22 protein-coding genes are annotated in these 22,935 nt (G+C 66.4%); 16 read left to right on the top strand and 6 right to left on the bottom strand.

Annotation, left to right across the window (positions count from 1 at the left end):
- Positions 1-44: 44 nt before the first annotated feature.
- The 3 genes from AC3FMM_RS13730 (at position 45) to nadC (ending at position 3,376) form a co-directional block, all read left to right on the top strand.
- Positions 45-1,235: a DesA family fatty acid desaturase gene (locus AC3FMM_RS13730; protein ID WP_115710671.1), complete on the top strand. Its 1,191-nt coding sequence runs from the start codon at positions 45-47 to the stop codon at positions 1,233-1,235.
- Positions 1,236-1,361: 126 nt separating this feature from the next.
- Complete coding sequence (gene nadA / locus AC3FMM_RS13725) at positions 1,362-2,516, top strand: quinolinate synthase NadA (RefSeq protein ID WP_012353742.1); 1,155 nt, start codon at positions 1,362-1,364, stop codon at positions 2,514-2,516.
- Complete coding sequence (nadC, locus tag AC3FMM_RS13720; RefSeq protein WP_116313020.1) at positions 2,513-3,376, top strand: carboxylating nicotinate-nucleotide diphosphorylase; 864 nt, start codon at positions 2,513-2,515, stop codon at positions 3,374-3,376. The genes nadA and nadC overlap by 4 nt, the downstream gene beginning before the upstream one ends.
- Before the next feature lie 72 nt (positions 3,377-3,448).
- Here nadC and nadB read toward each other — a convergent pair whose 3' ends face one another.
- From nadB to radC, 4 genes are all read right to left on the bottom strand, one after another.
- On the bottom strand, positions 3,449-5,041 hold the full coding sequence (gene nadB, locus AC3FMM_RS13715) for an L-aspartate oxidase (protein ID WP_116313019.1): 1,593 nt from the start codon (positions 5,039-5,041) through the stop codon (positions 3,449-3,451).
- A gap of 175 nt (positions 5,042-5,216) precedes the next feature.
- Complete coding sequence (gene rpmG / locus AC3FMM_RS13710; RefSeq protein ID WP_010814980.1) at positions 5,217-5,387, bottom strand: 50S ribosomal protein L33; 171 nt, start codon at positions 5,385-5,387, stop codon at positions 5,217-5,219.
- 13 nt (positions 5,388-5,400) lie between these two features.
- On the bottom strand, positions 5,401-5,634 hold the full coding sequence (rpmB, locus tag AC3FMM_RS13705; protein ID WP_006575661.1) for a 50S ribosomal protein L28: 234 nt from the start codon (positions 5,632-5,634) through the stop codon (positions 5,401-5,403).
- 190 nt (positions 5,635-5,824) lie between these two features.
- The gene (gene radC, locus AC3FMM_RS13700) at positions 5,825-6,511 is read right to left on the bottom strand and encodes a RadC family protein (protein WP_115710665.1); all 687 of its coding nucleotides are present in this window, start codon (positions 6,509-6,511) and stop codon (positions 5,825-5,827) included.
- 103 nt (positions 6,512-6,614) lie between these two features.
- On the opposite strand from radC, the gene AC3FMM_RS13695 reads away from it, so the two are divergent.
- From AC3FMM_RS13695 to AC3FMM_RS13665, 7 genes are all read left to right on the top strand, one after another.
- Positions 6,615-7,103 carry an FKBP-type peptidyl-prolyl cis-trans isomerase gene (locus tag AC3FMM_RS13695; protein ID WP_116313018.1) on the top strand — a complete coding sequence of 163 codons (489 nt, stop codon included), beginning with the start codon at positions 6,615-6,617 and terminating at the stop codon, positions 7,101-7,103.
- A gap of 35 nt (positions 7,104-7,138) precedes the next feature.
- A complete protein-coding gene (gene ispH / locus AC3FMM_RS13690; protein ID WP_115681032.1) occupies positions 7,139-8,104 on the top strand; it encodes a 4-hydroxy-3-methylbut-2-enyl diphosphate reductase in 966 nt (321 codons plus the stop codon).
- A gap of 554 nt (positions 8,105-8,658) precedes the next feature.
- Complete coding sequence (locus AC3FMM_RS13685) at positions 8,659-9,870, top strand: branched-chain amino acid ABC transporter substrate-binding protein (protein WP_115710661.1); 1,212 nt, start codon at positions 8,659-8,661, stop codon at positions 9,868-9,870.
- Positions 9,871-10,082: 212 nt separating this feature from the next.
- Positions 10,083-11,018 carry a branched-chain amino acid ABC transporter permease gene (locus AC3FMM_RS13680; protein WP_115681030.1) on the top strand — a complete coding sequence of 312 codons (936 nt, stop codon included), beginning with the start codon at positions 10,083-10,085 and terminating at the stop codon, positions 11,016-11,018.
- Positions 11,019-11,031: 13 nt separating this feature from the next.
- Positions 11,032-12,189 carry an ABC transporter permease subunit gene (locus AC3FMM_RS13675; RefSeq protein ID WP_115710659.1) on the top strand — a complete coding sequence of 386 codons (1,158 nt, stop codon included), beginning with the start codon at positions 11,032-11,034 and terminating at the stop codon, positions 12,187-12,189.
- 13 nt (positions 12,190-12,202) lie between these two features.
- Positions 12,203-12,979 (top strand): ABC transporter ATP-binding protein, encoded by a 777-nt coding sequence (locus tag AC3FMM_RS13670; RefSeq protein ID WP_062801615.1) that lies wholly within the window; start codon positions 12,203-12,205, stop codon positions 12,977-12,979.
- Between the two features lie 32 nt (positions 12,980-13,011).
- Complete coding sequence (locus AC3FMM_RS13665) at positions 13,012-13,728, top strand: ABC transporter ATP-binding protein (protein WP_115681028.1); 717 nt, start codon at positions 13,012-13,014, stop codon at positions 13,726-13,728.
- A 243-nt stretch (positions 13,729-13,971) separates the two neighbouring features.
- Here AC3FMM_RS13665 and AC3FMM_RS13660 read toward each other — a convergent pair whose 3' ends face one another.
- Both AC3FMM_RS13660 and AC3FMM_RS13655 read right to left on the bottom strand, forming a co-directional pair.
- Positions 13,972-15,159: an acetylornithine transaminase gene (locus AC3FMM_RS13660; RefSeq protein ID WP_116313017.1), complete on the bottom strand. Its 1,188-nt coding sequence runs from the start codon at positions 15,157-15,159 to the stop codon at positions 13,972-13,974.
- Positions 15,160-15,438: 279 nt separating this feature from the next.
- The gene (locus AC3FMM_RS13655) at positions 15,439-16,497 is read right to left on the bottom strand and encodes a CDP-6-deoxy-delta-3,4-glucoseen reductase (protein WP_488686831.1); all 1,059 of its coding nucleotides are present in this window, start codon (positions 16,495-16,497) and stop codon (positions 15,439-15,441) included.
- A 9-nt stretch (positions 16,498-16,506) separates the two neighbouring features.
- Here AC3FMM_RS13655 and AC3FMM_RS13650 point away from each other — a divergent pair, with 9 nt between their 5' ends.
- From AC3FMM_RS13650 to hutH, 6 genes are all read left to right on the top strand, one after another.
- The gene (locus AC3FMM_RS13650) at positions 16,507-17,529 is read left to right on the top strand and encodes an NAD-dependent epimerase/dehydratase family protein (RefSeq protein WP_488686830.1); all 1,023 of its coding nucleotides are present in this window, start codon (positions 16,507-16,509) and stop codon (positions 17,527-17,529) included.
- A gap of 307 nt (positions 17,530-17,836) precedes the next feature.
- The gene (locus tag AC3FMM_RS13645) at positions 17,837-18,805 is read left to right on the top strand and encodes an ABC transporter substrate-binding protein (protein WP_115681024.1); all 969 of its coding nucleotides are present in this window, start codon (positions 17,837-17,839) and stop codon (positions 18,803-18,805) included.
- A gap of 28 nt (positions 18,806-18,833) precedes the next feature.
- Positions 18,834-19,703 carry an ABC transporter permease gene (locus AC3FMM_RS13640; RefSeq protein ID WP_326346563.1) on the top strand — a complete coding sequence of 290 codons (870 nt, stop codon included), beginning with the start codon at positions 18,834-18,836 and terminating at the stop codon, positions 19,701-19,703.
- Positions 19,700-20,479: an ABC transporter ATP-binding protein gene (locus AC3FMM_RS13635; protein ID WP_012353726.1), complete on the top strand. Its 780-nt coding sequence runs from the start codon at positions 19,700-19,702 to the stop codon at positions 20,477-20,479. The genes AC3FMM_RS13640 and AC3FMM_RS13635 overlap by 4 nt, the downstream gene beginning before the upstream one ends.
- A 6-nt stretch (positions 20,480-20,485) precedes the next feature.
- Positions 20,486-21,247, top strand: coding sequence for a histidine utilization transcriptional repressor HutC (hutC, locus tag AC3FMM_RS13630; RefSeq protein WP_018008004.1), 762 nt, complete (start codon positions 20,486-20,488; stop codon positions 21,245-21,247).
- A 63-nt stretch (positions 21,248-21,310) separates the two neighbouring features.
- Positions 21,311-22,885, top strand: coding sequence for a histidine ammonia-lyase (gene hutH, locus AC3FMM_RS13625; protein ID WP_473702978.1), 1,575 nt, complete (start codon positions 21,311-21,313; stop codon positions 22,883-22,885).
- The last annotated feature ends 50 nt before the right edge of the window (positions 22,886-22,935 follow it).

Below are 22,935 nucleotides of genomic sequence, written 5' to 3'. Positions count from 1 at the left end.
CCGGATTGCACGGGAAAGTCCCTGTTTAACCGACGGAGAACAGTTTGTTCGACACTATTCTTGACTGGGCCGCCAACGGCCTTGCCAACTGGACCTGGTGGGAGATCGTCATCTACACGCTGGTGACGACGCATATCACGATCGCCGGCGTCACCATCTTCCTGCATCGCTGCATGGCGCACCGGTCGCTGGACCTGCACCCCATCGCTCAACACTTTTTCCGCTTCTGGCTGTGGCTGACCACGGGCATGGTCACGCGCGAGTGGACCGCGATCCACCGCAAGCACCACGCCAAGTGCGAAACCGAGGACGATCCGCACAGCCCGCAGACCCGCGGCATCCGCAAGGTGCTGCTGGAGGGGGCTGAACTCTATCGCGCCGAGGCCAAGAACAAGGAAACCATCGCCAAGTTCAGCCATGGCTGCCCCAATGACTGGATCGAGCGCAACCTGTACTCGCGCTTCACCTGGCAGGGCGTCGGCCTGATGCTGATCATCGACCTGGCGCTGTTCGGGGTGATCGGCATGACCGTGTGGGCGGTGCAGATGCTGTGGATCCCGATCCATGCCGCGGGCATCATCAATGGCCTGGGCCACTGGTGGGGCTACCGCAACTACGATTGCGAGGACGCATCGACCAACGTGTCGCCGTGGGGCCTGATCATTGGCGGCGAAGAGCTGCACAACAACCACCACACCTACCCGACCTCGGCCAAGTTCTCGATCAAGTGGTATGAGTTCGACGTGGGCTGGGGCTATATCCGCGCGATGCAGGCGGTGGGGCTGGCCAAGGTCAAGAAGATCCCGCCCAAGGCGCGCCTGGTGGAGGCCCGTCCGGTCGACCACAACACGCTGGAAGCCATCATCGCCAACCGCTATGACGTGATGGCGCGCTACGCCAAGGCCGTCAAGGGCGCGTTCCGCCAGGAACTGGAAAAGCTCAAGGAAGGCCGCGTGGCCGAGTACCGCAGCTTCAAGCCCGCCAGCAAGTGGTTCCACCGCGAGGAAACCAAGCTGGCCGCGCAGCAGCGCGAGCAGCTGGCGAGCATCGTCGAGCAGAACAAGGCGCTGCAGACCTTCGTTGAAATGCGCCGTGAACTGGCCGCCATCTGGGGCCGTTCGAACCTGACGCGCGAGCAGCTGCTGCAGCAGCTGCAGGCCTGGTGCCACCGTGCCGAGGCCAGCGGTATCCAGGCGTTGCACGATTTCTCGCTGCGCCTGCGCCGCTACGCCTGATACAATTCGGCCGCGCCGTATGGTTTGACAAAGCCCCGCCCATGGCGGGGCTTTTGTTTTAGATAAACTCCCCCATGTTCTGGCCGGCCGCACCCTGTTGGCGGAGGTCTAGAGGAGTACCCGGAGATGACCCCACAATCGATCAAGACCGTCGAGTTCGAGAAGCCGAACCTGGCGGGTGCCCAAAACGCCGCTGGCGCCAGCTGCGTGGCCCATGCCTGGGCCAAGGTGCCGCCGGTGCTATCGCCCGATGAGCGGCAGTCGCTGAAGGCGCGTATCCGCCGCTTGCTGAAGGAGCGCAATGCGGTGCTGGTGGCGCATTACTACGTCGACGCCGACCTGCAGGACCTCGCCGAGGAAACCGGCGGCTGTGTCTCCGACTCCCTCGAAATGGCCCGCTTCGGCCGCGACCACGAAGCCAGGACGCTGGTGGTGGCCGGCGTGCGCTTCATGGGCGAGACCGCCAAGATCCTCAGCCCCGAGAAGACCGTGCTGATGCCGGACCTGGACGCGACCTGCTCGCTTGACCTGGGCTGTCCGGCCGACGAGTTCGCCGCCTTCTGCGATGCGCACCCCGACCGCACCGTGGTGGTCTATGCCAACACCAGCGCCGCGGTGAAGGCGCGCGCGGACTGGATGGTGACCTCCAGCATCGGGCTGAAGATCGTCGAGCACCTGCACGCGCAGGGCAAGAAGATCCTGTGGGCACCGGACAAGCACCTGGGCAGCTATATCCAGAAGCAGACCGGCGCCGACATGCTGCTGTGGCAGGGCTCTTGCCTGGTGCACGACGAGTTCAAGGGCATCGAGCTGGACCTGCTGCGCCGCGAATTCCCCAACGCCAAGATCCTGGTGCATCCGGAATCGCCGGAGAACGTGGTGGCGCAGGCCGACGTGGTCGGCTCCACCTCGCAACTGATCGAGGCCGCGCAGAAGCTGGACGCAACCGAATTCATCGTCGCCACCGACAACGGCATCCTGCACAAGATGCGCATGGCCGCGCCCGGCAAGCACTTCATCGAGGCGCCGACCGCCGGCAACAGCGCGACCTGCAAGAGCTGCGCGCACTGCCCGTGGATGGCGATGAACGCGCTGACCAACCTGGCCGAGGTGCTGGAGACTGGCCGCAACGAGATCCATGTCGATCCCGTGATCGGTCGCCAGGCCGTAACCTGCATCAACCGCATGCTGGATTTCGCTGCCGCGCAGAAGCGCAATGTACGTCCGTCGGCTGACCTCGCCAACGAGCAGGCGCTGTTCCAGGGGATCGGCCCGGCATGAGCGTGAATCCGGTTTTCGATAGCTACGGCGCGGCGCTGCAGGCAGCGCTGCAGGCCAATGTCCAGGCAGCCATCGCCGAGGATGTCGGTAGCGGCGACCTGACCGGCCTGCTGGTGCCGGCGGACAAGGCCGCGCATGCGCGCGTGATCGTGCGCGAGTCCGCGGTGCTGTGCGGCCAGCCTTGGTTCGATGCGTGCATGCGCGCGGTCGACCCGGCGCTGGAAGTGCGCTGGCTGCAGCAAGAGGGCGCGCGCATGGCGCCGGATTCCGTGGTGTGCGAGATCGCCGGCCCGGCGCGCTCGCTGCTGACCGCCGAACGTCCGTCGCTGAACTTCCTGCAGCTGCTGTCCGGCGTGGCGACCACCACGCGCCGCTATGCCGACCTGATCGCCGGCACCCGTGCGCGCGTGCTCGATACCCGCAAGACGCTGCCCGGGCTGCGCCTGGCGCAGAAGTACGCGGTACGCATCGGCGGCGGCGAGAACCAGCGCCTGGCGCTGTATGACGGCATCCTGATCAAGGAAAACCATATCGCCGCGGCCGGCAGCATCGGCGCGGCGATGCGGGCGGCGCTGGCGCTCGATACGCAGGCGTCGGTGCAGATCGAGGTCGAGAGCCTGGCCGAACTGGAGGAAGCGCTGGTGGCCGGTGCCACGTCGGTGCTGATCGACAACTTCACCGTGCCGATGATGCAGGACGCCGTGAAGATCAACCAGGGCAGGGCGCTGCTGGAGGTATCGGGTGGCGTCAATGCCGACACCATCCGCACCTTTGCCGAGACCGGGGTGGACCGGATCTCGGTGGGCGCGCTGACCAAGGACGTGCGCGCGACGGATTACTCGCTGCGCATCATCGGCTGAGGGTTGTTCCGGCCAAATGAATAACGGGGTGGGCCATGCGGCGCCACCCCGTTTTGCTTGGCAAACGCGTCGTCAACGCTTGCGGCCGGCAGGCGGCTGCATCACCGTCGGCAGAGCCTTCGGCAATGAATCAGGATAGTCCCGGCTGAAATGCAGCCCGCGGCTTTCATGCCGCGAATAGGCGCTGTCCACGATCAGCGAAGCCACTTCGACCAGGTTGCGCAGTTCCAGCAGGTCGGTGGTGACGCGGAAATTGGCGTAGTACTCGGCAATCTCCTCGCGCAGCAGCACGATGCGGTGCTGCGCGCGTTCCAGGCGCTTGCTGGTGCGCACGATGCCGACGTAGTTCCACATCATGCGGCGCAGCTCGTCCCAGTTGTGCGACACCACGACTTCTTCGTCGGCATCGGAAACACGGCTCTCGTCCCACGCCGGCAGCGCTATATTGGGCGCGCCGGCCTTGTCCTGCGAGGCGATGTCTGCGGCGGCGGCGCGGCCGATCACCATGCATTCGAGCAGCGAGTTCGAAGCCAGCCGATTGGCGCCATGCAGGCCGGTGCAGGCGGTCTCGCCCACGGCGTAGAGACCGCCGATATCGGTGCGGCCCATGGTGTCCGTCACCACGCCGCCGCAGGTGTAGTGCGCGGCCGGCACCACCGGAATCGGCTCGCGCGTGATGTCGATGCCCAGTTCCAGGCAGCGCGCATGGATGGTCGGGAAGTGTTCCTTCAGGAAGGCCTCGGGCTGGTGCGTGATATCGAGATAGACGCAGTCCAGCCCGCGCTTCTTCATTTCGAAGTCGATCGCGCGCGCCACCACGTCGCGCGGCGCCAGTTCGGCGCGTTCGTCGTGTTCGGGCATGAAGCGCGTGCCGTCGGGCAGCTTGAGCAGGCCACCTTCGCCGCGCACCGCTTCGGAGATCAGGAAAGACTTGGCGTAGGGGTGGTACAGGCAAGTGGGGTGGAACTGGATGAATTCCATGTTCGACACCCGGCAGCCCGCGCGCCAGGCCATGGCGATGCCGTCGCCGGTGGCCGTGTCCGGATTGGTGGTGTAGAGGTAGACCTTGCCCGCACCGCCAGCGGCCAGCACGGTGTGCGTGGCGGTGATGGTGTGCACTGCGCCGGTGCGGTCGTCCAGCACGTAGAGGCCGTAGCAGCGGTTGCCCGGCAGCCCCATCTTGCGCGACGTGATCAGGTCGATCGCGAAGTGGTCTTCCAGGATGGTGATGTTCGGGTGCTGCGTGGCCTGCTGCAGCAGCGTGCTGACCACCGCATGGCCGGTGGCGTCGGCGGCGTGGATAATGCGCCGGCGGCTATGGCCGCCTTCGCGGGTCAGGTGGAAGCCCAGCTCGGCCTGCGCGTCGCGGGTGAAGGGTACGCCCCGGTCGATCAGCCACTGGATGGCCTCGCGCCCGTGCTCCACGATAAAGCGCGTGGCCTCTTCATCGCACAGCCCCGCACCTGCAACGAGCGTGTCCTGGGTGTGTTCGTCGTGGCTGTCGCCGGAGTCCAGCACCGCCGCGATGCCGCCTTGCGCCCAGTCGCTGGCGCCCTGGGTCATGGCGCGCTTGCTGAGGATGGCCACCCGGTGGGTGTCGGCCAGTTGCAATGCGACCGTAAGGCCGGCCAGGCCGCTGCCGACGATGGCGACGTCGAAATTCATGGTGCAAGGAGAGCGCGGGCAGGGCGCTTAACAGATTGGGGAAACGGCAAAGTCTACACCCGGCGCGCCATCCCGTGCATCAGTCCGCCGGGCCGACATGCAATTGTGCGCAATATCGACGGGCAACAAAAAGCCCCGCGGCATGGCGGGGCTTTCTGGCGGGATACCGGATCAATTACTTGATCTTGGTTTCCTTGTAAGCGACGTGCTTGCGGGCGACGGGATCGAACTTCATGATCTCCATCTTTTCCGGCATGGTGCGCTTGTTCTTGGTGGTGGTGTAGAAGTGACCGGTACCTGCGGTCGATTCCAGCTTGATCTTGTCGCGGCCGCCCTTGCTTGCCATGATGTACTCCTAATTAGACTTCGCCGCGTGCGCGCAGGTCGGCGAGCACGGAGTCGATGCCTTTCTTGTCGATCAGGCGCAGGCCGGCGTTCGAGACGCGCAGGCTCACCCAGCGGTTTTCGGATTCAACGAAGAAACGACGATTCTGCAGGTTGGGCAGAAAACGGCGCTTGGTCTTGTTGTTTGCGTGGGAAACGTTGTTGCCGACCATCGGCGCTTTCCCGGTCACTTGACAGACGCGTGCCATGAAGCACTCCTAAATCTTCTATTCGTGGACAATGTTCGCAACAGATCAACAAAAGGCGCGCGGGCCCGGACTGCAGCGGTTGAGACTTCAGCAAAACGGGCATTATAGACCGGATTCCTCCAGCGAATCAATGCTTTCTGCGCTCCGGCCCCGGCAGTGTTGCAGCCCTGCTCCTCTGGTGTCGTAGGCGTCACAGCCCGGGCAGGCGCTCGCAGGATTCCGCCAGCGAGCGGATTTCGTGCCCCGCGACGATGAAATGGTCCAGCAGCCGCACGTCGATCAGGTCGAGCGTGCGTGCCAGCTCGCGCGTCAGGTGGATGTCGCTCTGGCTGGGGGCCGTGGTGCCGCGCGGATGGTTGTGGGCGACGATGATGCCGGCCGCGTTATGCGTCAGGGCCTGGCGCGCCACCTCGCGTGGATAGACCGAGGTCCGCGTCAGCGTGCCGCGGAACAGCTCTTCGCTGGCCACCATGCGGTTGCCGGGATCCAGGAACAGGCACATGAAAACTTCGTGCTGCAGCGGTGCGAGGGTCAGGCGCAGGTAGCTGCGCACCGAATCCGGAGAGTCGAAGCCGGCCGGCAGCCGCAGCGACTCGGCCAGCGCGCGTCGCGCCAGCTCGGGGATGGCCTGCAACTGGGCGAACTTGGTCGTGCCCATGCCGCGCACGCCGGCGAGCGCCTCGCCCTCGGCCGCAAACAGCGCGGTCAGCGAGCCGAAGCGGTGCAGCAGCTCGCGTGCCAGGTCCACGGCACTTTTGCCGGCGGCGCCCACGCGCAGCAGGACGGCCAGCAGTTCGGCATCAGACAGGGCGGCAGCGCCGCTTTCCAGCAGTTTCTCGCGGGGCCGCTCGCAGGCGGGCCATTTGGCAATGGTCATGGGCATCCAGAAGTAGTCGCGTCGGGAACAGGGCCTGAGGCGCTGGGGCGGCGGGCCAGGGGCCAGTCGAATACAATACGGGTTGTTCCCTGGTTGATCACCCATGAATTTGCAAACTTTCGCGTCGGAAGCCGACGGCGGCACGGCTGGCCGCAAGACTGTCCAGGCCGACTCCTTCCTGACCCTGCACTACAGCATCGCGCTCGACAACGGCACCGAGGTCGTCAGCACGTTCGAGGAAAAGCCCGCCACGCTGCTCCTGGGCCAGGGCCAGTTCGCGCCGACGCTCGAGCAGGCGCTGCTGGGCATGCCCGAAGGCGAGCGCATGACCTATCGCCTGGCGCCCGAGCAGGCCTTCGGTCCGCGCAACGCCGAGCTGCTGCAGTGGGTGTCGCTGGCCACGCTGCGCGAGAACAGTTCGTTCGAAGAGGACTACAGCCCGGGTGACCTGGTCGAGTTCAACGCGCCCGGCGGCGGCAAGTACGCCGGCGTGCTCAAGGAGATCGGCGAGACCGCCGCGTTGTTCGACTTCAACCATCCGCTGGCTGGGCAGACCATCCTGTTCGACGTGCAGCTGATCGGCATTCTCTGAACGTCGCCACGCCGAACCTGTCCGGATACCGCAGCATGCCCGACCTGACCCCCGCCCCCGACGCAGAAATCCTGATGGCCCAGCCGCGCGGCTTCTGTGCCGGCGTGGACCGCGCCATCGAAATCGTCGAGCGCGCGCTCGAGCGCTTCGGCGCCCCCATCTACGTCCGCCACGAGATCGTCCACAACGCCTATGTGGTGGCCGACCTGCGCCGTAAGGGCGCGGTGTTCGTAGGCGAGCTTGACGAGGTGCCCGCCGGCGCCACCGTCATCTTCAGTGCCCATGGCGTGTCGCGCGAGGTGCGCGAAGACGCGGCCCGGCGCGGCCTGCACGTGTTCGACGCGACCTGCCCGCTGGTGACCAAGGTGCATGTCGAAGTCAGCAAGCTGCGCGCGCAGGGCTGCGAGATCGTGATGATCGGCCATCGCGGCCACCCCGAGGTCGAAGGCACCATGGGCCAGGCCAACGGCGGCATGGTGCTGGTCGAGTCGGTCGCCGATGTCGCGGCGCTGCAGATCGCCGATCCGTCGCGGCTGGCCTACGTCACCCAGACCACGCTGTCGGTGGACGAGACCCGCGAGATCGTGGCTGCGCTCAAGGCCCGCTTCCCCGAGATCCGCGAGCCCAAGAAGCAGGACATCTGCTATGCCACGCAGAACCGCCAGGACGCGGTGAAGTTCATGGCGCCGCAGGTGGAGGTAGTGATCGTGGTCGGCAGTCCCAACAGTTCCAACTCGAACCGCCTGCGCGAGCTGGCCGAGCGCCTGGGCGTGCCGGCCTATATGGTGGACGCGCCCGAGCAGGTGCGGCCGGAGTGGGTCGCCGGCAAGCGCCGCATCGGCCTGACCGCAGGGGCCTCGGCGCCGGAAGCGCTGGCCCAGTCCATCGTCGAGCGCCTGCGCGAACTGGGTGCGCGCCAGGTGCGTCCGCTCGACGGCATCGAGGAAAACATGGCGTTCCCGCTGCCGCGCGGGCTGCTGCCCACCAGCGCAGCCGCCTGAGTGTGGCGCGGGCATGCCCGCCTGAATGCCTGGCCTGATAAAGGGGCGCCGCGGTTGCGGCGCCTTTTTTGTTTCTGGCCGGTGCCGGACCGGGAATAATGCCCGCTGCCGGTGCCAGGGGTGCCCGCCATTCGTGCCTGGCGCTAATCAGGGTAATCCCCGAAGCTGGGGTTTTCCCTATTATGGTGCGGCGCTACATTCTGCACATTAGAGAGAAGCACCACGCAATGTAAATGAAACGCCTAATTAATAATGGTGCATTATAGGTGGTGCCGGCGCTGCTTCCTGGCCGCCTGGGGCGCCGCAGGCACGGTTCTTGTAAGAAGGAGGGGCGGCCGCGTCATGTGAGCGGGAATTGCCGCAATCTGTGCATTGGGGAAATTCCCTAGCTCAAATGCGCGGTAAATGGTCAAGGATGTTGCGTCGCGTATTGCATCGACTAAGAAAGGGGATACAATGCGCGCGTTTCAAATTGAAACTAAACAACGGCGGTCCAGGGAAACGTCCGGGAGGCGTTGCAAATCCCTGTTTTTGTGAATCCTAGGAGATCACTCATGCAAATCACGTTTGCCAAGATTCTGCCGATCGCGGCCGCAGTGGCGCTGGTCGCAGCTTGCGGCAAGAAGGAAGACAAGCCGGCGGATCCGGCCTCTTCGGCGCCGGCAGCCGCGGCTCCCGCAGCGCCTGCGGCCGGTGGTGGCGAGGTCGTCGTCAAGATCGGCCACGCGGCCCCGCTGACCGGCGGCATCGCGCACCTTGGCAAGGACAACGAAAACGGCGCCCGCCTGGCCGTGGAAGAAGTCAACAAGTCCGGCCTGGAAGTCGGTGGCAAGAAGGTCAAGCTGGAACTGGTCGGTGAAGACGATGCCGGCGATCCCAAGACCGGCACCGCCGTGGCGCAAAAGCTCGTCGACGCCAAGGTGGCGGCCGTGGTCGGCCACCTGAACTCGGGCGTGTCGATCCCTGCGTCCAAGATCTACAGCGACGCCGGCATCGTGCAGATCTCGCCGTCGTCGACCAACCCGGACTACACCAAGCAGGGCTTCAAGACCACCTACCGCGTGGTCGCCACCGATGCCCAGCAGGGCCCGGCGCTGGCCAACTATGCCGCCAAGACCCTGAATGCCAAGAGCGTGGCGATCGTCGACGATGCCACCGCCTACGGCAAGGGCCTGGCCGACGAGTTCGAGAAGACCGCCAAGGCGGCCGGCGTGAACGTGGTGGCGCGTGAAGCTACCAACGACAAGGCCACCGACTTCAAGGCCATCCTGACCAAGATCAAGGGCAAGAAGCCGGACGTGATCATGTACGGCGGCATGGACGCCACCGGCGGCCCGTTCGCCAAGCAGGCCCGTGAACTGGGCATCCCCGCCAAGATCGTCGGCGGCGACGGTGTCTGTACCGACAAGGTGGCCGAACTGGCCGGCGAGGCCGTGACCAACATCATCTGCTCCGAGGCCGGCCTGGCCCTGTCGCGCATGGAGAAGGGCGCGGATTTCGACAAGCGCTACCAGGCCCGCTTCAACGCACCGGTGCAGATCTACGCGCCGTTCACGTATGACGCCGTGATGGTTGTCGTCGATGCCATGAAGCGCGCCAACTCGACCGAACCGGCTGCCATCCTGGCCGAAATGCCCAAGACCAACTACAAGGGCGTGATCGGCAACATCGCCTTTGACGAGAAGGGCGACATGAAGGAAGGCACCATCACGCTGTACGAGTACAAGGACAAGAAGAAGTCCGTCCTCGACGTCGTGAAGATGTAATCTGGGCTTACCGGCCCATCCGAACGGCACCGTGAGTATTTTGCGGTGCCGTTCTTTTTAGCCTCGCCTAATGTAGAAGCATCCTTACCATGGATGGAGCAGGGCAGGCCGCTCACCAGCAAAGCAACCACCGCAACGTTACCCATCACACACCAGGGTCCCCCCGGCATCCACACCATGCCGTAAGGTCAGGGACTGAAGCAGGAGTTTTCATGGATATCTTTATCCAGCAGATCGTGAACGGTCTGGTGCTTGGCAGCATTTATGCGCTGATCGCACTGGGCTACACCATGGTCTACGGCATTCTCGGCATCATCAACTTCGCCCACGGCGACGTGCTGATGATCGGCGCGCTGACCGCCCTGTCAGCCATCCTCGGATTGCAGAAATTCGCCCCCGGCCTGCCTGAATGGCTGACGCTGGTGATCGCCACGCTGGTCGCCATGCCGGTCTGCGCGATCCTGTCCTATTCGATCGAGCGGGTCGCCTACCGGCCCTTGCGCAATGCGCCACGGCTGGCCCCGCTGATCACCGCGATCGGGGTTTCCATCATCCTGCAGACGGCGGGCATGCTGATCTGGTCGCGCAACCCGCTGACCTTCCCGCAGCTGCTGCCCTCGGAACCCATTGACATCGGCGCCACCGGCGCCACCATCACCGGCAAGGAGATGGTCATCATCGGCATGGCCGTGATGGTGATGTCCGGCCTGCTGGCCCTGGTCAACCGCACCAAGCTCGGCCGCGCCATGCGCGCCACCGCCGAGAATCAGAAGGTCGCCGGCCTGATGGGCGTGAACCCCAATTTCGTCATTTCCGCCACCTTCATGATCGGCGCCACGCTGGCCGCGCTGGCCGGCGTGATGATGGCCACCAACTACGGCAACGCCCACTTCTACATGGGCTTCATTCCCGGCCTGAAGGCGTTTACCGCCGCGGTGCTGGGCGGCATCGGCAACCTCGCGGGCGCCATGGTCGGCGGCATGCTGCTGGGCCTGATCGAGGCGCTCGGCGCCGGCTATATCGGCGACCTGACCAATGGCGTGTTCGGCTCGAACTACCAGGACGTCTTTGCCTTCATCGTACTGATCACCGTGCTCGTCTTCCGTCCGTCCGGCATCATGGGCGAACGCGTGGCGGATCGCGCCTGAGGAGAGCGAATCCATGAATACCCCGATTCCATCCACGGCCGCCGTCGCGGCGCCGACCAAGGTGCCGGCCAAGACCCTGGCCGCACTGATTGGCTTCCTGGTGGTGGCGCTGTGCGCACCGTTCATCGTCCAGACTCTGGGCGGCAACTACTGGGTCCGCGTGCTGGACTTTGCGCTGCTGTACATCATGCTGGCGCTGGGCCTGAACATCGTGGTCGGCTTTGCCGGGCTGCTTGACCTGGGCTATATCGCGTTCTACGCGGTGGGCGCCTACATGATGGCGCTGCTCGGCTCGCCGCACCTGGCGAACCAGTTCGAGTGGATCCAGCAGCTGTTCCCGACCGGCATCCATCTGTCGATGTGGTTCGTGCTGCCACTGGCGATTCTGGTGGCCGCTACCTTCGGCGTGCTGCTGGGCGCGCCGACACTCAAGCTGCGCGGCGACTACCTGGCCATCGTCACGCTGGGCTTCGGCGAGATCATCCGTATCTTCATGAACAACCTGGACCGCCCGGTGAACATCACCAACGGTCCCAAGGGCATCACCGCGGTCGACCCCGTGCATATCTTCGGCTTCGACTTCTCGAAGTCGCACGAGATCTTCGGGCTCAAGTTCTCGCCGGTGTTCATGTACTACTACCTGCTGGTGTTCCTGGTCATCGTGATCGTGTTCGTGTGCCTGCGCCTGCAGACCTCGCGCATCGGCCGCGCCTGGGTTGCCATCCGCGAAGACGAGATCGCCGCCAAGGCGATGGGCATCAACACCCGCAACATCAAGCTGCTGGCGTTCGCCATGGGCGCGTCGTTCGGCGGCGCCTCGGGCGCGGTGTTCGGCGCGTTCCAGGGCTTCGTCTCGCCGGAATCGTTCACGCTGTGGGAATCGATCTACGTGCTGGCGATCGTGGTGCTGGGCGGCATGGGCCATATCCCGGGCGTGATCCTGGGCGGCGTGCTGCTGGTGGGCTTCCAGGAACTGCTGCGCGTGGTCGCCGAGCCGATCCAGACCGGCCTGTTCGGCCACGTGATCGTCGATGCCGAGGTGCTGCGCCAGCTGCTGTTCGGCCTGGCCCTGGTCGGCGTGATGCTGTACCGCCCGGCCGGCATCTGGCCGTCGCCGCGCAAGGAAGACCGCCCGGTGGTGCGCCGCGCGGGCAATATCGGCCGTCTGTAAACCGGAGGAAGACATGAGCAACAACGATTTCCTCCTGTCGGTGCAGGGGGTCAACAAGCGTTTCGGCGGCCTGCAGGCCCTGTCCGACGTGGGCCTGCAGATCAAGCCGGGCGAGATCTACGGGCTGATCGGCCCCAACGGCGCCGGCAAGACCACGTTCTTCAACGTGATCACCGGCCTCTACACGCCGGATTCGGGCGAATTCGTGCTGGGCGGCAAGCCCTACCAGCCGACCGCCGTGCATGAGGTGGCCAAGGCCGGCATTGCGCGCACGTTCCAGAACATCCGCCTGTTCGGCGACATGACCGCGCTCGAGAACGTGATGGTCGGCCGCCACGTGCGCTCCAAGGCCGGCGTGTTCGGCGCGATCTTCCGCCCGCCCTCGGTGCGGCGCGAAGAAGAGGGCATCGAAGACATGGCGCATGACCTGCTCGACTACGTCGGCATCGGCAAGTACGCCAACTTCACCGCGCGCAACCTCTCGTACGGCCACCAGCGCCGGCTGGAGATCGCGCGCGCGCTGGCGACCGAGCCCAAGCTGCTGGCGCTGGACGAGCCCGCCGCCGGCATGAACGCGACCGAGAAGGTGGAGCTGCGCGGCCTGCTCGACAAGATCAAGAACGATGGCAAGACCATCCTGCTGATCGAGCACGACGTGAAGCTGGTGATGGGCCTGTGCAACCGCCTGACGGTGCTGGACTACGGCAAGGTGATTGCCCAGGGCCTGCCGCACGAGGTGCAGAACAACCCCGCGGTGATCGAGGCCTACCTCGGCACCTCGGCGCACTGATGGCGGGAGCGGACGTAATGAATCAGCCTGCAATGAAACAGACAGTACTGAAGATCTCCGGCCTGAAGGTTGCCTACGGCGGCATCCAGGCCGTCAAGGGCATCGACCTGGAAATCCGCGACGGCGAGCTGGTCACGCTGATCGGCGCCAACGGCGCCGGCAAGACCACCACCATGAAGGCCATCACCGGCCTGCAGGGCTGGGCCGGCGGCGACGTGGAATATATGGGCAAGTCGATCAAGGGCGTGCCCAGCTACGCGCTGCTCAAGCAAGGCCTGGCGATGGTGCCGGAAGGCCGCGGCGTGTTCGCGCGCATGACCATCACCGAGAACCTGCAGATGGGCGCCTACACGCGCAACGACGAAGCCGGCATCAAGGCCGACGTCGAGCGCATGTTCGGCATCTTCCCGCGCCTGAAGGAGCGCGCCAACCAGCTGGCGGGCACCATGTCGGGCGGCGAACAGCAGATGCTGGCGATGGCGCGCGCGCTGATGAGCCAGCCCAAGGTGCTGCTGCTGGACGAGCCGTCGATGGGCCTGTCGCCGATCATGGTGGAGAAGATCTTCGAGGTGGTGCGCGACATCTCGGCGCAGGGCGTGACCGTGCTGCTGGTCGAGCAGAACGCGCGCCTGGCGCTGCAGGCCGCGCACCGCGGCTACGTGATGGAATCCGGCCTGATCACCATGAGCGGTGATGCCAGCCAGATGCTGGACGATCCCAAGGTGCGGGCCGCCTACCTGGGCGAGTAAGCGGCGCGCCGCCGCCCCGGCTCCGACACCCCGCTGCCGCAAGAGGGGTGAGGGAGAGGGCGGGCGCCCGCAGGCGCAAGGCCTTTCCCCTTGCCGCGGGGCCCCGCGCGGGCCGGCTCGGTCGGTGTGCGCGGGTTCTGCGGTGCTGGCCCTCTCCCTCACTCCTCTGCGGCGCCGTCCCGGCTGCAAAGCAAAAAGCCTCGCGTAATGCGAGGCTTTTTTTGTCTGCAGCTACCTGGAGGATCAGGCCAGCTTCTTCAGCAGCGTGCGCAGCATGCCGATCATCTGGTCGATCTCTTCGCGCGTGACGTTCAGCGCCGGCATGAAGCGCAGCAGGTTGGCGCGCGGCGCGTTCAGCAGCAGGCCTTGCGGGGCCATGTCGCGCGCTTCTTCGACCAGTTGCGGGCCGATGTCCTTGCCCAGCAGCAGCGCGCGCAGCAGGCCTTCGCCACGTTCGCCGCCCAGGCCGAACTCGGCCGACAGCGCCAGCAGCTGCTCCTTCAGGTATTCGCCCTTGGCCTTGACGTCGTCCAGGAAACCCGGGGCGGTCAGCTGCTCGATCACGGCGCTGCCGACCGCGGTCATCAGCGGGTTGCCGTTGTAGGTGCCGCCCTGGTCGCCGGCCTCGAAGCTGGCGACCTCGGCCTTGCACAGCAGCGCCGACAGCGGCACGCCGCCGCCGATGCCCTTGCCCAGCGTCATGATGTCCGGCTCGACGCCCGACAGCTCGTACGCGAACAGCGTGCCGCAGCGGCCGCAGCCGGACTGCACTTCATCGACGATGAACAGCAGCTTGTGCTTGTCGGCCAGTGCGCGCAGGCCCTGCATGAACTCGCGCGTGGCGGGGATCACGCCGCCTTCGCCCTGCACCGGTTCCAGCATGATGCCGACGGTCTTGTCGGTGATCAGCTTCTCGACCGAGGCCAGGTCGTTCAGCTCGGCCTTGGGGAAGCCCGGCACCTGCGGCGCGAAGATGGTGTCCCAGCCGGCCTTGCCCGACGCGCTCATGGTGGCGAGCGTGCGGCCATGGAAGCTGTGGTCCATGGTGATGATCTCGTAGGCGCCATCCTTGTGCTTGCGGCCCCATTTGCGCGCCAGCTTGATCGCGCCTTCGTTGGCTTCGGCGCCGCTGTTGGCGAAGAAGACCTTGTCGAAGCAGCTGTTATCGGTCAGCTGCCTGGCCAGGCGCAGCATCGGCTCGTTGTAGAAGGCCGGGCTCGGGTTGATGATCTTCTTCGACTGTTCGACCAGCGCGTCGATCATGCCCTGGTTGGAATGGCCCAGGCAGTTGACCGCCCAGCCTTGCACGAAGTCCAGGTATCGCTTGCCGTTGTGGTCCGTCAGCCAGGAGCCCTTGCCCTCGGTGAACACGAGCTCGGGCCGGTTGGTGATGTACATCAGGGATTGGACGGGAAACTCAGCAAATGCCATGGCGGACTCCAGGGGTCGGCTTTAAACGATGGACGGACAAGCAGGTAAGACGCGGGAAAACAAAAAGCCACGGGGGTTGCCCGTGGCTCGTTGACATGAACAGACGCAGTCGACGGTCAGCCGCGCGGCACCCCAGCGGGGAGCGACGTACGGAAGCTGCGGCGTCGGTTGAGGGTCGTGTGCATGCGGGCAAATATAAGGCGCACGGGCCCGGGTGTCAAAACCAATTTTGGCGAGCCCGGGCATTGTTGCGTTGGCGGAACGGCGCGCGGGCGGCCCTCAGGCCGCCGGCGGGGCCGCGTGCAGGTCGGCCTCGGAGGTGAACGAGTCGGCGAAGAACGCGTCTTCGTGCAGCTTGCACTGGCGCGTGAAGTCGCCGCGCGCGGCGTTGATCATCACCGGCGCGCCGCAGGCGTAGACCTCGTGGCCCGACAGGTCGGGGAAGTCTGCCATCACCGCCTGGTGGACGAAGCCGGTGCGGCCCTGCCAGTTGTCTTCCGGCAGCGCGTCGGAAACCACCGGCACGTACTTGAAGTTAGGCAGGTCGCGCGCCCACTGCTCGCACAGCGCGTGCATGTACAGGTCCTTGGGCCGGCGGCCGCCCCAGTACAGCGTCATCGGGCGCGTGATGCCGGTGTAGGCGGCATGCTCGACGATGGCCTTGATGGGAGCGAAGCCGGTGCCGGAAGCCAGCAGGATGATCGGCGCGTCCGATTCCTCGCGCAGGAAGAAGCTGCCCAGCGGGCCCTCGAAGCGCAGGATGTCGCGCTCCTTCATCGCCGGCTGGCCTTCCTTCGCGCCGAACACGTAGTCGGTGAAGGCGCCGCCCGGCATATGGCGGATATGCAGTTCGATCGGACCGTCCTCGTGCGGCGGCGTGGCGATCGAATAGCTGCGGCGCTTGCCGTCGCGCAGCAGGAATTCGACGTACTGACCGGCCAGGTACTGCATGCGCTCGGTCGCCGGCAGCTGCAGCTTGATCGCGATCACGTCGTCGGCCAGGCGCTCCAGCGTGGTCACGCGGCACGGCACCTTCTTGATCGGGATGTCGCCGGCGCCGTGGACCTCGCGGCATTCGATGGTGATGTCCGAGGTCGCATTGGCGCAGCAGAACAGCGCGCGGCCCTCGGTTTTTTCCTGCGCGGTCAGCGCTGACGGGGCATGGTCGCCCTGCACGATGCTGCCTTCGAGCACGCGGCCCTTGCACGAACCGCAGGCGCCGTTCTTGCAGCCGTAGGGCAGCCCGATGCTGTGGCGCAGGGCCGCGCCGAGGATGGTTTCGTCCGCGGCCACTTCAAACTTGTGGCCGCTGGGCATGACGGTTACTTGATAAGCCATAATCGGTCTATGAGCCAAATTCTGTCGAAGCTGCAGGCCCCGCGCCTTTCCCAACCGCCGCAACTGCCGGCGCCATCGCGCCGGCTGGGCCGCCCGCGCCTGCTGATCGTCGGCTGCGGGGATGTGGGGACGCGCTGCCTGCGAATCCTGTCGTCGCGCATGCGTGTCTTCGCCGTGACCTCGCAGCCGGCACGCCGCGCCGAACTGCGTGCCGCCGGCGCGGTGCCGCTGGTGGCGGACCTGGACCGGCCGGCCACGCTGGCACGGCTGCGCGGGCTGGCCACGCGGGTGCTGGACCTGGCGCCGCCACCCGGGCAGGGTGATGGCGATCCGCGCACGCGTGCGCTGCTCGCCGCATTGCGCCGGACCGCATGGCGCCGGACTGCGGGGCGCCGCACCAGGACGGCTGCCGGCATGCTGCCCGGCGAGCCCGCCATTCTACCCGACCGTACCCGGCCCCGCGCTGCGTTTGTCTACGCCAGTACCACCGGCGTCTACGGCGACCGCCAGGGCGCGCGCGTGGCCGAATTCCATGCGGTGCGGCCGCAGACCGCCCGCGCGCGCCGCCGCGTCGCCGCCGAGCAGGCGGTGCGCGCCTTCGGCCGCGACGCCGGCTGGCGCGCCAGCGTGGTGCGCATCCCCGGCATCTACGCCGAGGACCGGCTGCCGGTAGCGCGGCTCAAGCGCGGCACGCCGGCGCTGGTGCCGCAGGACGACGTCTACACCAGCCACATCCATGCCGACGACCTCGCCCGCATCATGGTGGCGGCGCTGTTCCGCGGCCGCCCGCAGCGCGTGGTCCACGCCAGCGACGATACCGAGCTGCGCATGGCCGAATACTTCGACCTCGTGGCCGAGCGCCGCGGTTTGCCGCGTCCGCCGCGCATCACGCGCGGCGAGGCGCTCCAGGTGATCGACAAGACCCTGCTGAGCTTCATGAGCGAGTCGCGCCGGCTCGACAACCGCCGGCTCAAGCGCGAACTGCGCCTGCGGCTGCGCTATCCCACCGTCGCCGACTTCTTCGGCGCCTGAGACCTCCACCCGGCTCCTCGTGCCGCTGGCACGGGGCTTGCTGCCCCACAGCGTCGTCTCGACCCTGTCTATACAGCAACACTTTCCACGCGCCTGACTGGTGCCGGCACTTGCGGCCGGATCCAGGACGGTGCAGTGCCTGGTTGCGGGTTCCGCGCCAGAATGCGCTTTTTAAGGCGATTATCCGCCTGGTTGCTTGGTGGAAGCCCTACGTTGACTTGTATATACAGGCATTGTTTAATGCCCGAAAACGAGCACGGCCACACGCATGGCCTGCCGTCGACGGACACACCAAAGGAGCGTACAGATGAGGAATCCAAGCAGGTTTCGCGGTCGGGTGGCAGGGCAGGTGGCGGTGCTGGCTGCGGCCCTGGCAGCCGGCGCGGCGCAGGCGCAGAACACGCCGGTGACGCTGGGCATGAGCGGCTGGACCGGTTTTGCGCCGCTGACGCTGGCCGACAAGGCCGGCATCTTCAAGAAGAACGGCGTCGACGTCGAGATCAAGATGATCCCGCAGAAGGACCGCCACCTGGCGCTGGCCTCCGGCGCGATCCAGTGCGCGGCCACCACCGTGGAAACCCACGTGGCCTGGAATGCCAATGGCGTGCCCATCACCCAGATCGTGCAGCTCGACAAGTCCTACGGCGCCGACGGCCTGGCCGTGCGCGCCGACGTGAAGAGCTTTGCCGACCTCAAGGGCAAGACCATCGGCGTCGATGCGCCGGGCACCGCGCCGTACTTCGGCCTGGCCTGGATGCTCAAGAAGAACGGCATGTCGCTGAAGGACGTCAAGACCACCACGCTGTCGCCGCAGGCGGCGGCGCAGGCCTTCGTCGCGGGCCAGAACGATGGCGCCATGACTTATGAGCCGTATCTGTCGACGGTGCGCCAGAACCCGGACAAGGGCAAGATCCTGGCCACCACGCTCGACTATCCGATGGTGACCGACACGCTCGGCTGCGCCCCCAAGTGGCTCAAGGACAATCCCAAGGCCGCGCAGGCGCTGGTCGACAGCTACTTCGAGGCGCTCGAGATGATCCGCAAGGAGCCGGCCAAGGCCAACGACATCATGGGCGCGGCGGTCAAGCAGACCGGCGAGCAGTTCGCCAAGTCGTCCGCCTACCTGCGCTGGCAGGACCGCGAGGCCAACAAGAAATTCTTCGAGGGCGAGCTCGCCAGCTTCAGCAAGGAAGCCGCCGCGGTGCTGCTGGACATCGGCGTGATCCGCCAGGTGCCGGACGTGACCAAGCTGTACGACGCGCGTTTCCTCAAGTAACCCGGCAGCTTTCAGGAGGCGTGACGTCATGACGCAAGCCCGTATTGGTTCACCCGCCCCGGCTGCCGCCGTGGCGGCCCCCGCTACCGGGGAAGCGCCGCTGCGCCGGCGCCATCCGTGGCTGGCACCGCTGGTGCCGGTGGCGCCCAACACCCGCTGGATGCTGGGCCTGTCCTTCTTCGTGCTGTTCTTCGGCGTGTGGGCCGTGGTGACGCTGGGCGGCTTCGTGCCGCGCACGTTCCTGGCCGATCCGCTGACGATGGCCAGGGAGGGCATGATCCTGTTCACCGAGCACAACTTCATCGGCGACATCGGCATGACGGTGTGGCGGGTGGTCGGCGGCTTCGTGCTGGCGGCGGTGATCGCGGTGCCGCTGGGCATCTTCATGGGCGCGTACAAGGCGGCCGAGGCGTTCTTCGAGCCGTTCGTGTCGTTCTGCCGCTACCTGCCCGCGTCGGCCTTCATCCCGCTGCTGATTCTGTGGGCCGGCATCGGCGAGACCCAGAAGCTGCTGGTGATCTTCATCGGCTCGTTCTTCCAGATCGTGCTGATGGTGGCGGTGGCGGTCGGCGGCGCGCGCAAGGACCTGGTCGAGGCGGCCTACACGCTGGGCGCCAACAGCGCCGGCATCGTGCGCCGCGTGCTGATCCCGGGCGCGGCGCCGGAAATCGCCGAGATCCTGCGGCTGGTGCTGGGCTGGGCCTGGACCTACGTGATCGTGGCCGAGCTGATCGGCTCGTCGTCGGGCATCGGGCACATGATCACCGACAGCCAGGCGCTGCTCAATACCGGGCAGATCATCTTCGGCATCATCGTGATCGGCTGCATCGGCCTGGTCTCGGACCTTGTCTTCAAGCGCGCCAACCAGCGCCTGTTCCCGTGGAGTTCGATCCAATGAGCGCACTGTCCATCCAGCAGGTCTCGCGGACCTTCTCCAACCCGCGCGGCGGCCAGACCCTGGCGCTGCAGCCGGTCGATTTCGAGGTGCGCGACAACGACTTCGTCACCATCCTGGGCCCGTCGGGCTGCGGCAAGTCCACGCTGCTGCGCATCGTCGCGGGGCTGGATACCCCGACCAGCGGGCGCGTGCTGCTCGACGGCCAGCCGGTGTTCGCGCCCGGCGCGGACCGCGGCATGGTGTTCCAGTCATACACGCTGTTCCCGTGGCTGACGATCGAGCAGAACGTGCGCTTCGGCCTGCGCGAGCGCGGCATGAGCGCGGCCGAGCAGAAGGAGCGCAGCGACTTCTTCATCCAGCGCGTGGGGCTGCGCGGCTTCGAGCACCATTTCCCCAAGCAGCTGTCCGGCGGCATGCAGCAGCGCACCGCAATTGCGCGCGCGCTGGCCAACGATCCCAAGATCCTGCTGCTCGACGAACCCTTCGGCGCGCTCGACAACCAGACCCGCGTGCTGATGCAGGAGCTGCTGCTGGGCATCTGGGAGGCGTCGCGCAAGACGGTATTATTCGTGACCCACGATATCGACGAGGCCATCTTCATGGCCAACCGGGTGGCGGTGTTTTCCGCCAGGCCGGGTCGGATCAAGAGCGAGATCGCGGTCGATTTTCCGCATCCGCGCCATTACACGATCAAGACCACGCCGGAGTTCTCCGCGCTCAAGGCGCGGCTGACCGAGGAAATCCGCGCCGAGGCCATGGCCGCGGCCGAGCACTAAGACCTTATGAACCACGCCGCCGGAACCCCGACATCCGCTTCTGCCTCTCCCACCGCGCTCTACCAGCAGGTGAAGGAGTACATCGCCCGCCAGATCCAGAGCGGCGCGTGGCAGCCGGGTGACCGGGTGCCGTCGGAGCAGGAGCTGGTGAACCGCTTCGGGGTCTCGCGCATGACCGTCAACCGGGCGCTGCGCGAACTGCAGGAGCAGGGCAGGGTAGTGCGCGTGGCCGGCGTGGGCACCTTCGTCGCCGAGCACAAGCCGCAGTCGACGCTGCTGTCGGTGGTCAACCTGCAGGACGAGATCCGCATGCGCGGGCACGACTACGCCTGCGACGTGATCCTGGTGGAGCGTGTCTCGGCATCGATCGAGGTGGCCGCGGCGCTGGAGCTGCGCACCGGCGAGTCGGTGTTTCACTCGGTCTGCGTGCACCGCGAGGACGGCGTGCCGGTGCAGCTCGAGGACCGCTACGTGAACCCGCGCGTGGCGCCCGATTTCATCACGCAGGATTTCAGCGCGACCCAGCCTGGCGAATACCTGCTGCGCCACGTGCCCTACGACCAGGTCGAGCATGTGGTCGACGCCATCGCCGCCACGCCGGAGCAGGCCGCGCAGCTGGAAATGCCGCCTACGCAGGCCTGCCTGATGCTGACCCGCCGCACCTGGACCAACGGCGTGCCGGTGACCTTCGTGCGCTGCCTGCATCCGGGCAACCGCTATCGCCTCGGCAGCCGCTTCCGCGCCGACGGCAACCCCGCTTTCGGCTGATTCCACAAGAATCCGCCTGCTACCTCAAATTTTTACCTAAGCTGTATAGACAGGAACATACAAATGACTGCCAGCCCACATGACCAAGCCTCCCGTCCGCTGCTGACCCTGCAGCCGGGCCAAGTCACCCTGGCCGACCTGCGCCGTGTCTACCGCGGCGAGGTGCGCCTGGCCATGGCCGATTCCGCCTGGGCCGGCGTGCGCGCCGCGCAGGCCACGGTGCAGGACATCATCGACGCCGACGCCGTGGTCTACGGCATCAACACCGGCTTCGGCAAGCTGGCGCAGACCCGCATCCCCAACGACAAGCTGGCGCAGCTGCAGCGCAACCTGGTGCTGTCGCACAGCGTCGGCACCGGCCCGGACCTGGCCGAGGACACGGTGCGGCTGATCCTGGCGACCAAGGCGGTCAGCCTGGCGCGCGGCCATTCCGGCGTGCGTCCGGAACTGATCGAGGCCTTGCTGGCGCTGGTCAACCACGGCGTGACCCCGTGCATCCCGGCCAAGGGCTCGGTCGGCGCCTCGGGTGACCTGGCGCCGCTGGCGCATATGTCGTGCACGCTGATCGGCGTGGGCGAGGTGATGGTCGGCGGCAAGCGCGTGCCGGCCGCCGAAGGCCTGGCCCATGCCGGCCTGAAGGCGTTCGAACTGGGCCCGAAGGAAGGCCTGGCGCTGCTCAATGGCACCCAGGTGTCGACCGCGCTGGCGCTGGCCGGCCTGTTCGCCGCCGAGGACGCGTTCGCGGCAGGCCTGGTCGCCGGCGCGCTGTCGCTGGAGGCGATCAAGGGCTCGGTCAAGCCGTTCGATGCCCGCATCCATGCAGCACGCGGCCAGGCCGGCCAGATCGCCGTGGCCGGCGCCGTGCGCGCCATGCTCGATGGCAGCGAGATCGTCGATTCGCACAAGGCCTGCGGCCGCGTGCAGGACCCGTATTCGATCCGCTGCCAGCCGCAGGTGATGGGCGCTTGCCTGGACAACCTGCAGCACGCCGCGCGCATCCTGCAGATCGAGGCCAATGCCGCGTCGGACAACCCGCTGGTGTTTTCCGCGCAGGGCGACGTGGTCTCCGGCGGCAACTTCCACGCCGAGCCGGTGGCCTTTGCCGCCGACATCATTGCACTGGCGATCGCCGAGATCGGTGCGATTTCCGAGCGCCGGCTCGCGCTGCTTCTCGATACCGGCCTGTCCGGCCTGCCGCCGTTCCTGGTGCGCGATGGCGGCCTGAACTCGGGCTTCATGATCGCGCAGGTGACCGCGGCCGCGCTGGCCTCGGAGAACAAGTCGCTCGCGCATCCGTCCAGCGTGGACAGCCTGCCGACCTCGGCCAACCAGGAAGACCATGTGTCGATGGCCACCTACGGCGCGCGCCGGCTGGGCGAGATGGCGGCCAACACCGCGGTGGTGGTCGGCATCGAGGCCATGGCCGCGGCACAGGGCATCGAGTTCCACCGCCCGCTGAAGTCGTCGCCGCTGGTGGAACAGGAGCTGGCACGTATCCGTGCGCGGGTGGATTTTGTCGAGGGCGACCGCTATCTGGCGCCGGATATCGAGGCGATGAAACAGTGGGTGGTGCAGGGCGATGCGGGGGCGGGATGGCCTGCTGCGGTGAGGGCGATTTTGCCGACCAACGCGGGTTGAGCCGGTCCCAGTCACGCACCGAGCGCATCAGAAACCGATCGCGCCACCAG

This window comes from Cupriavidus sp. 207A1, from assembly GCF_057798955.1.
The sequence above is the reverse complement of the archived record's forward strand: the minus strand, read 5'-3'. Positions and strand labels throughout refer to the sequence as shown.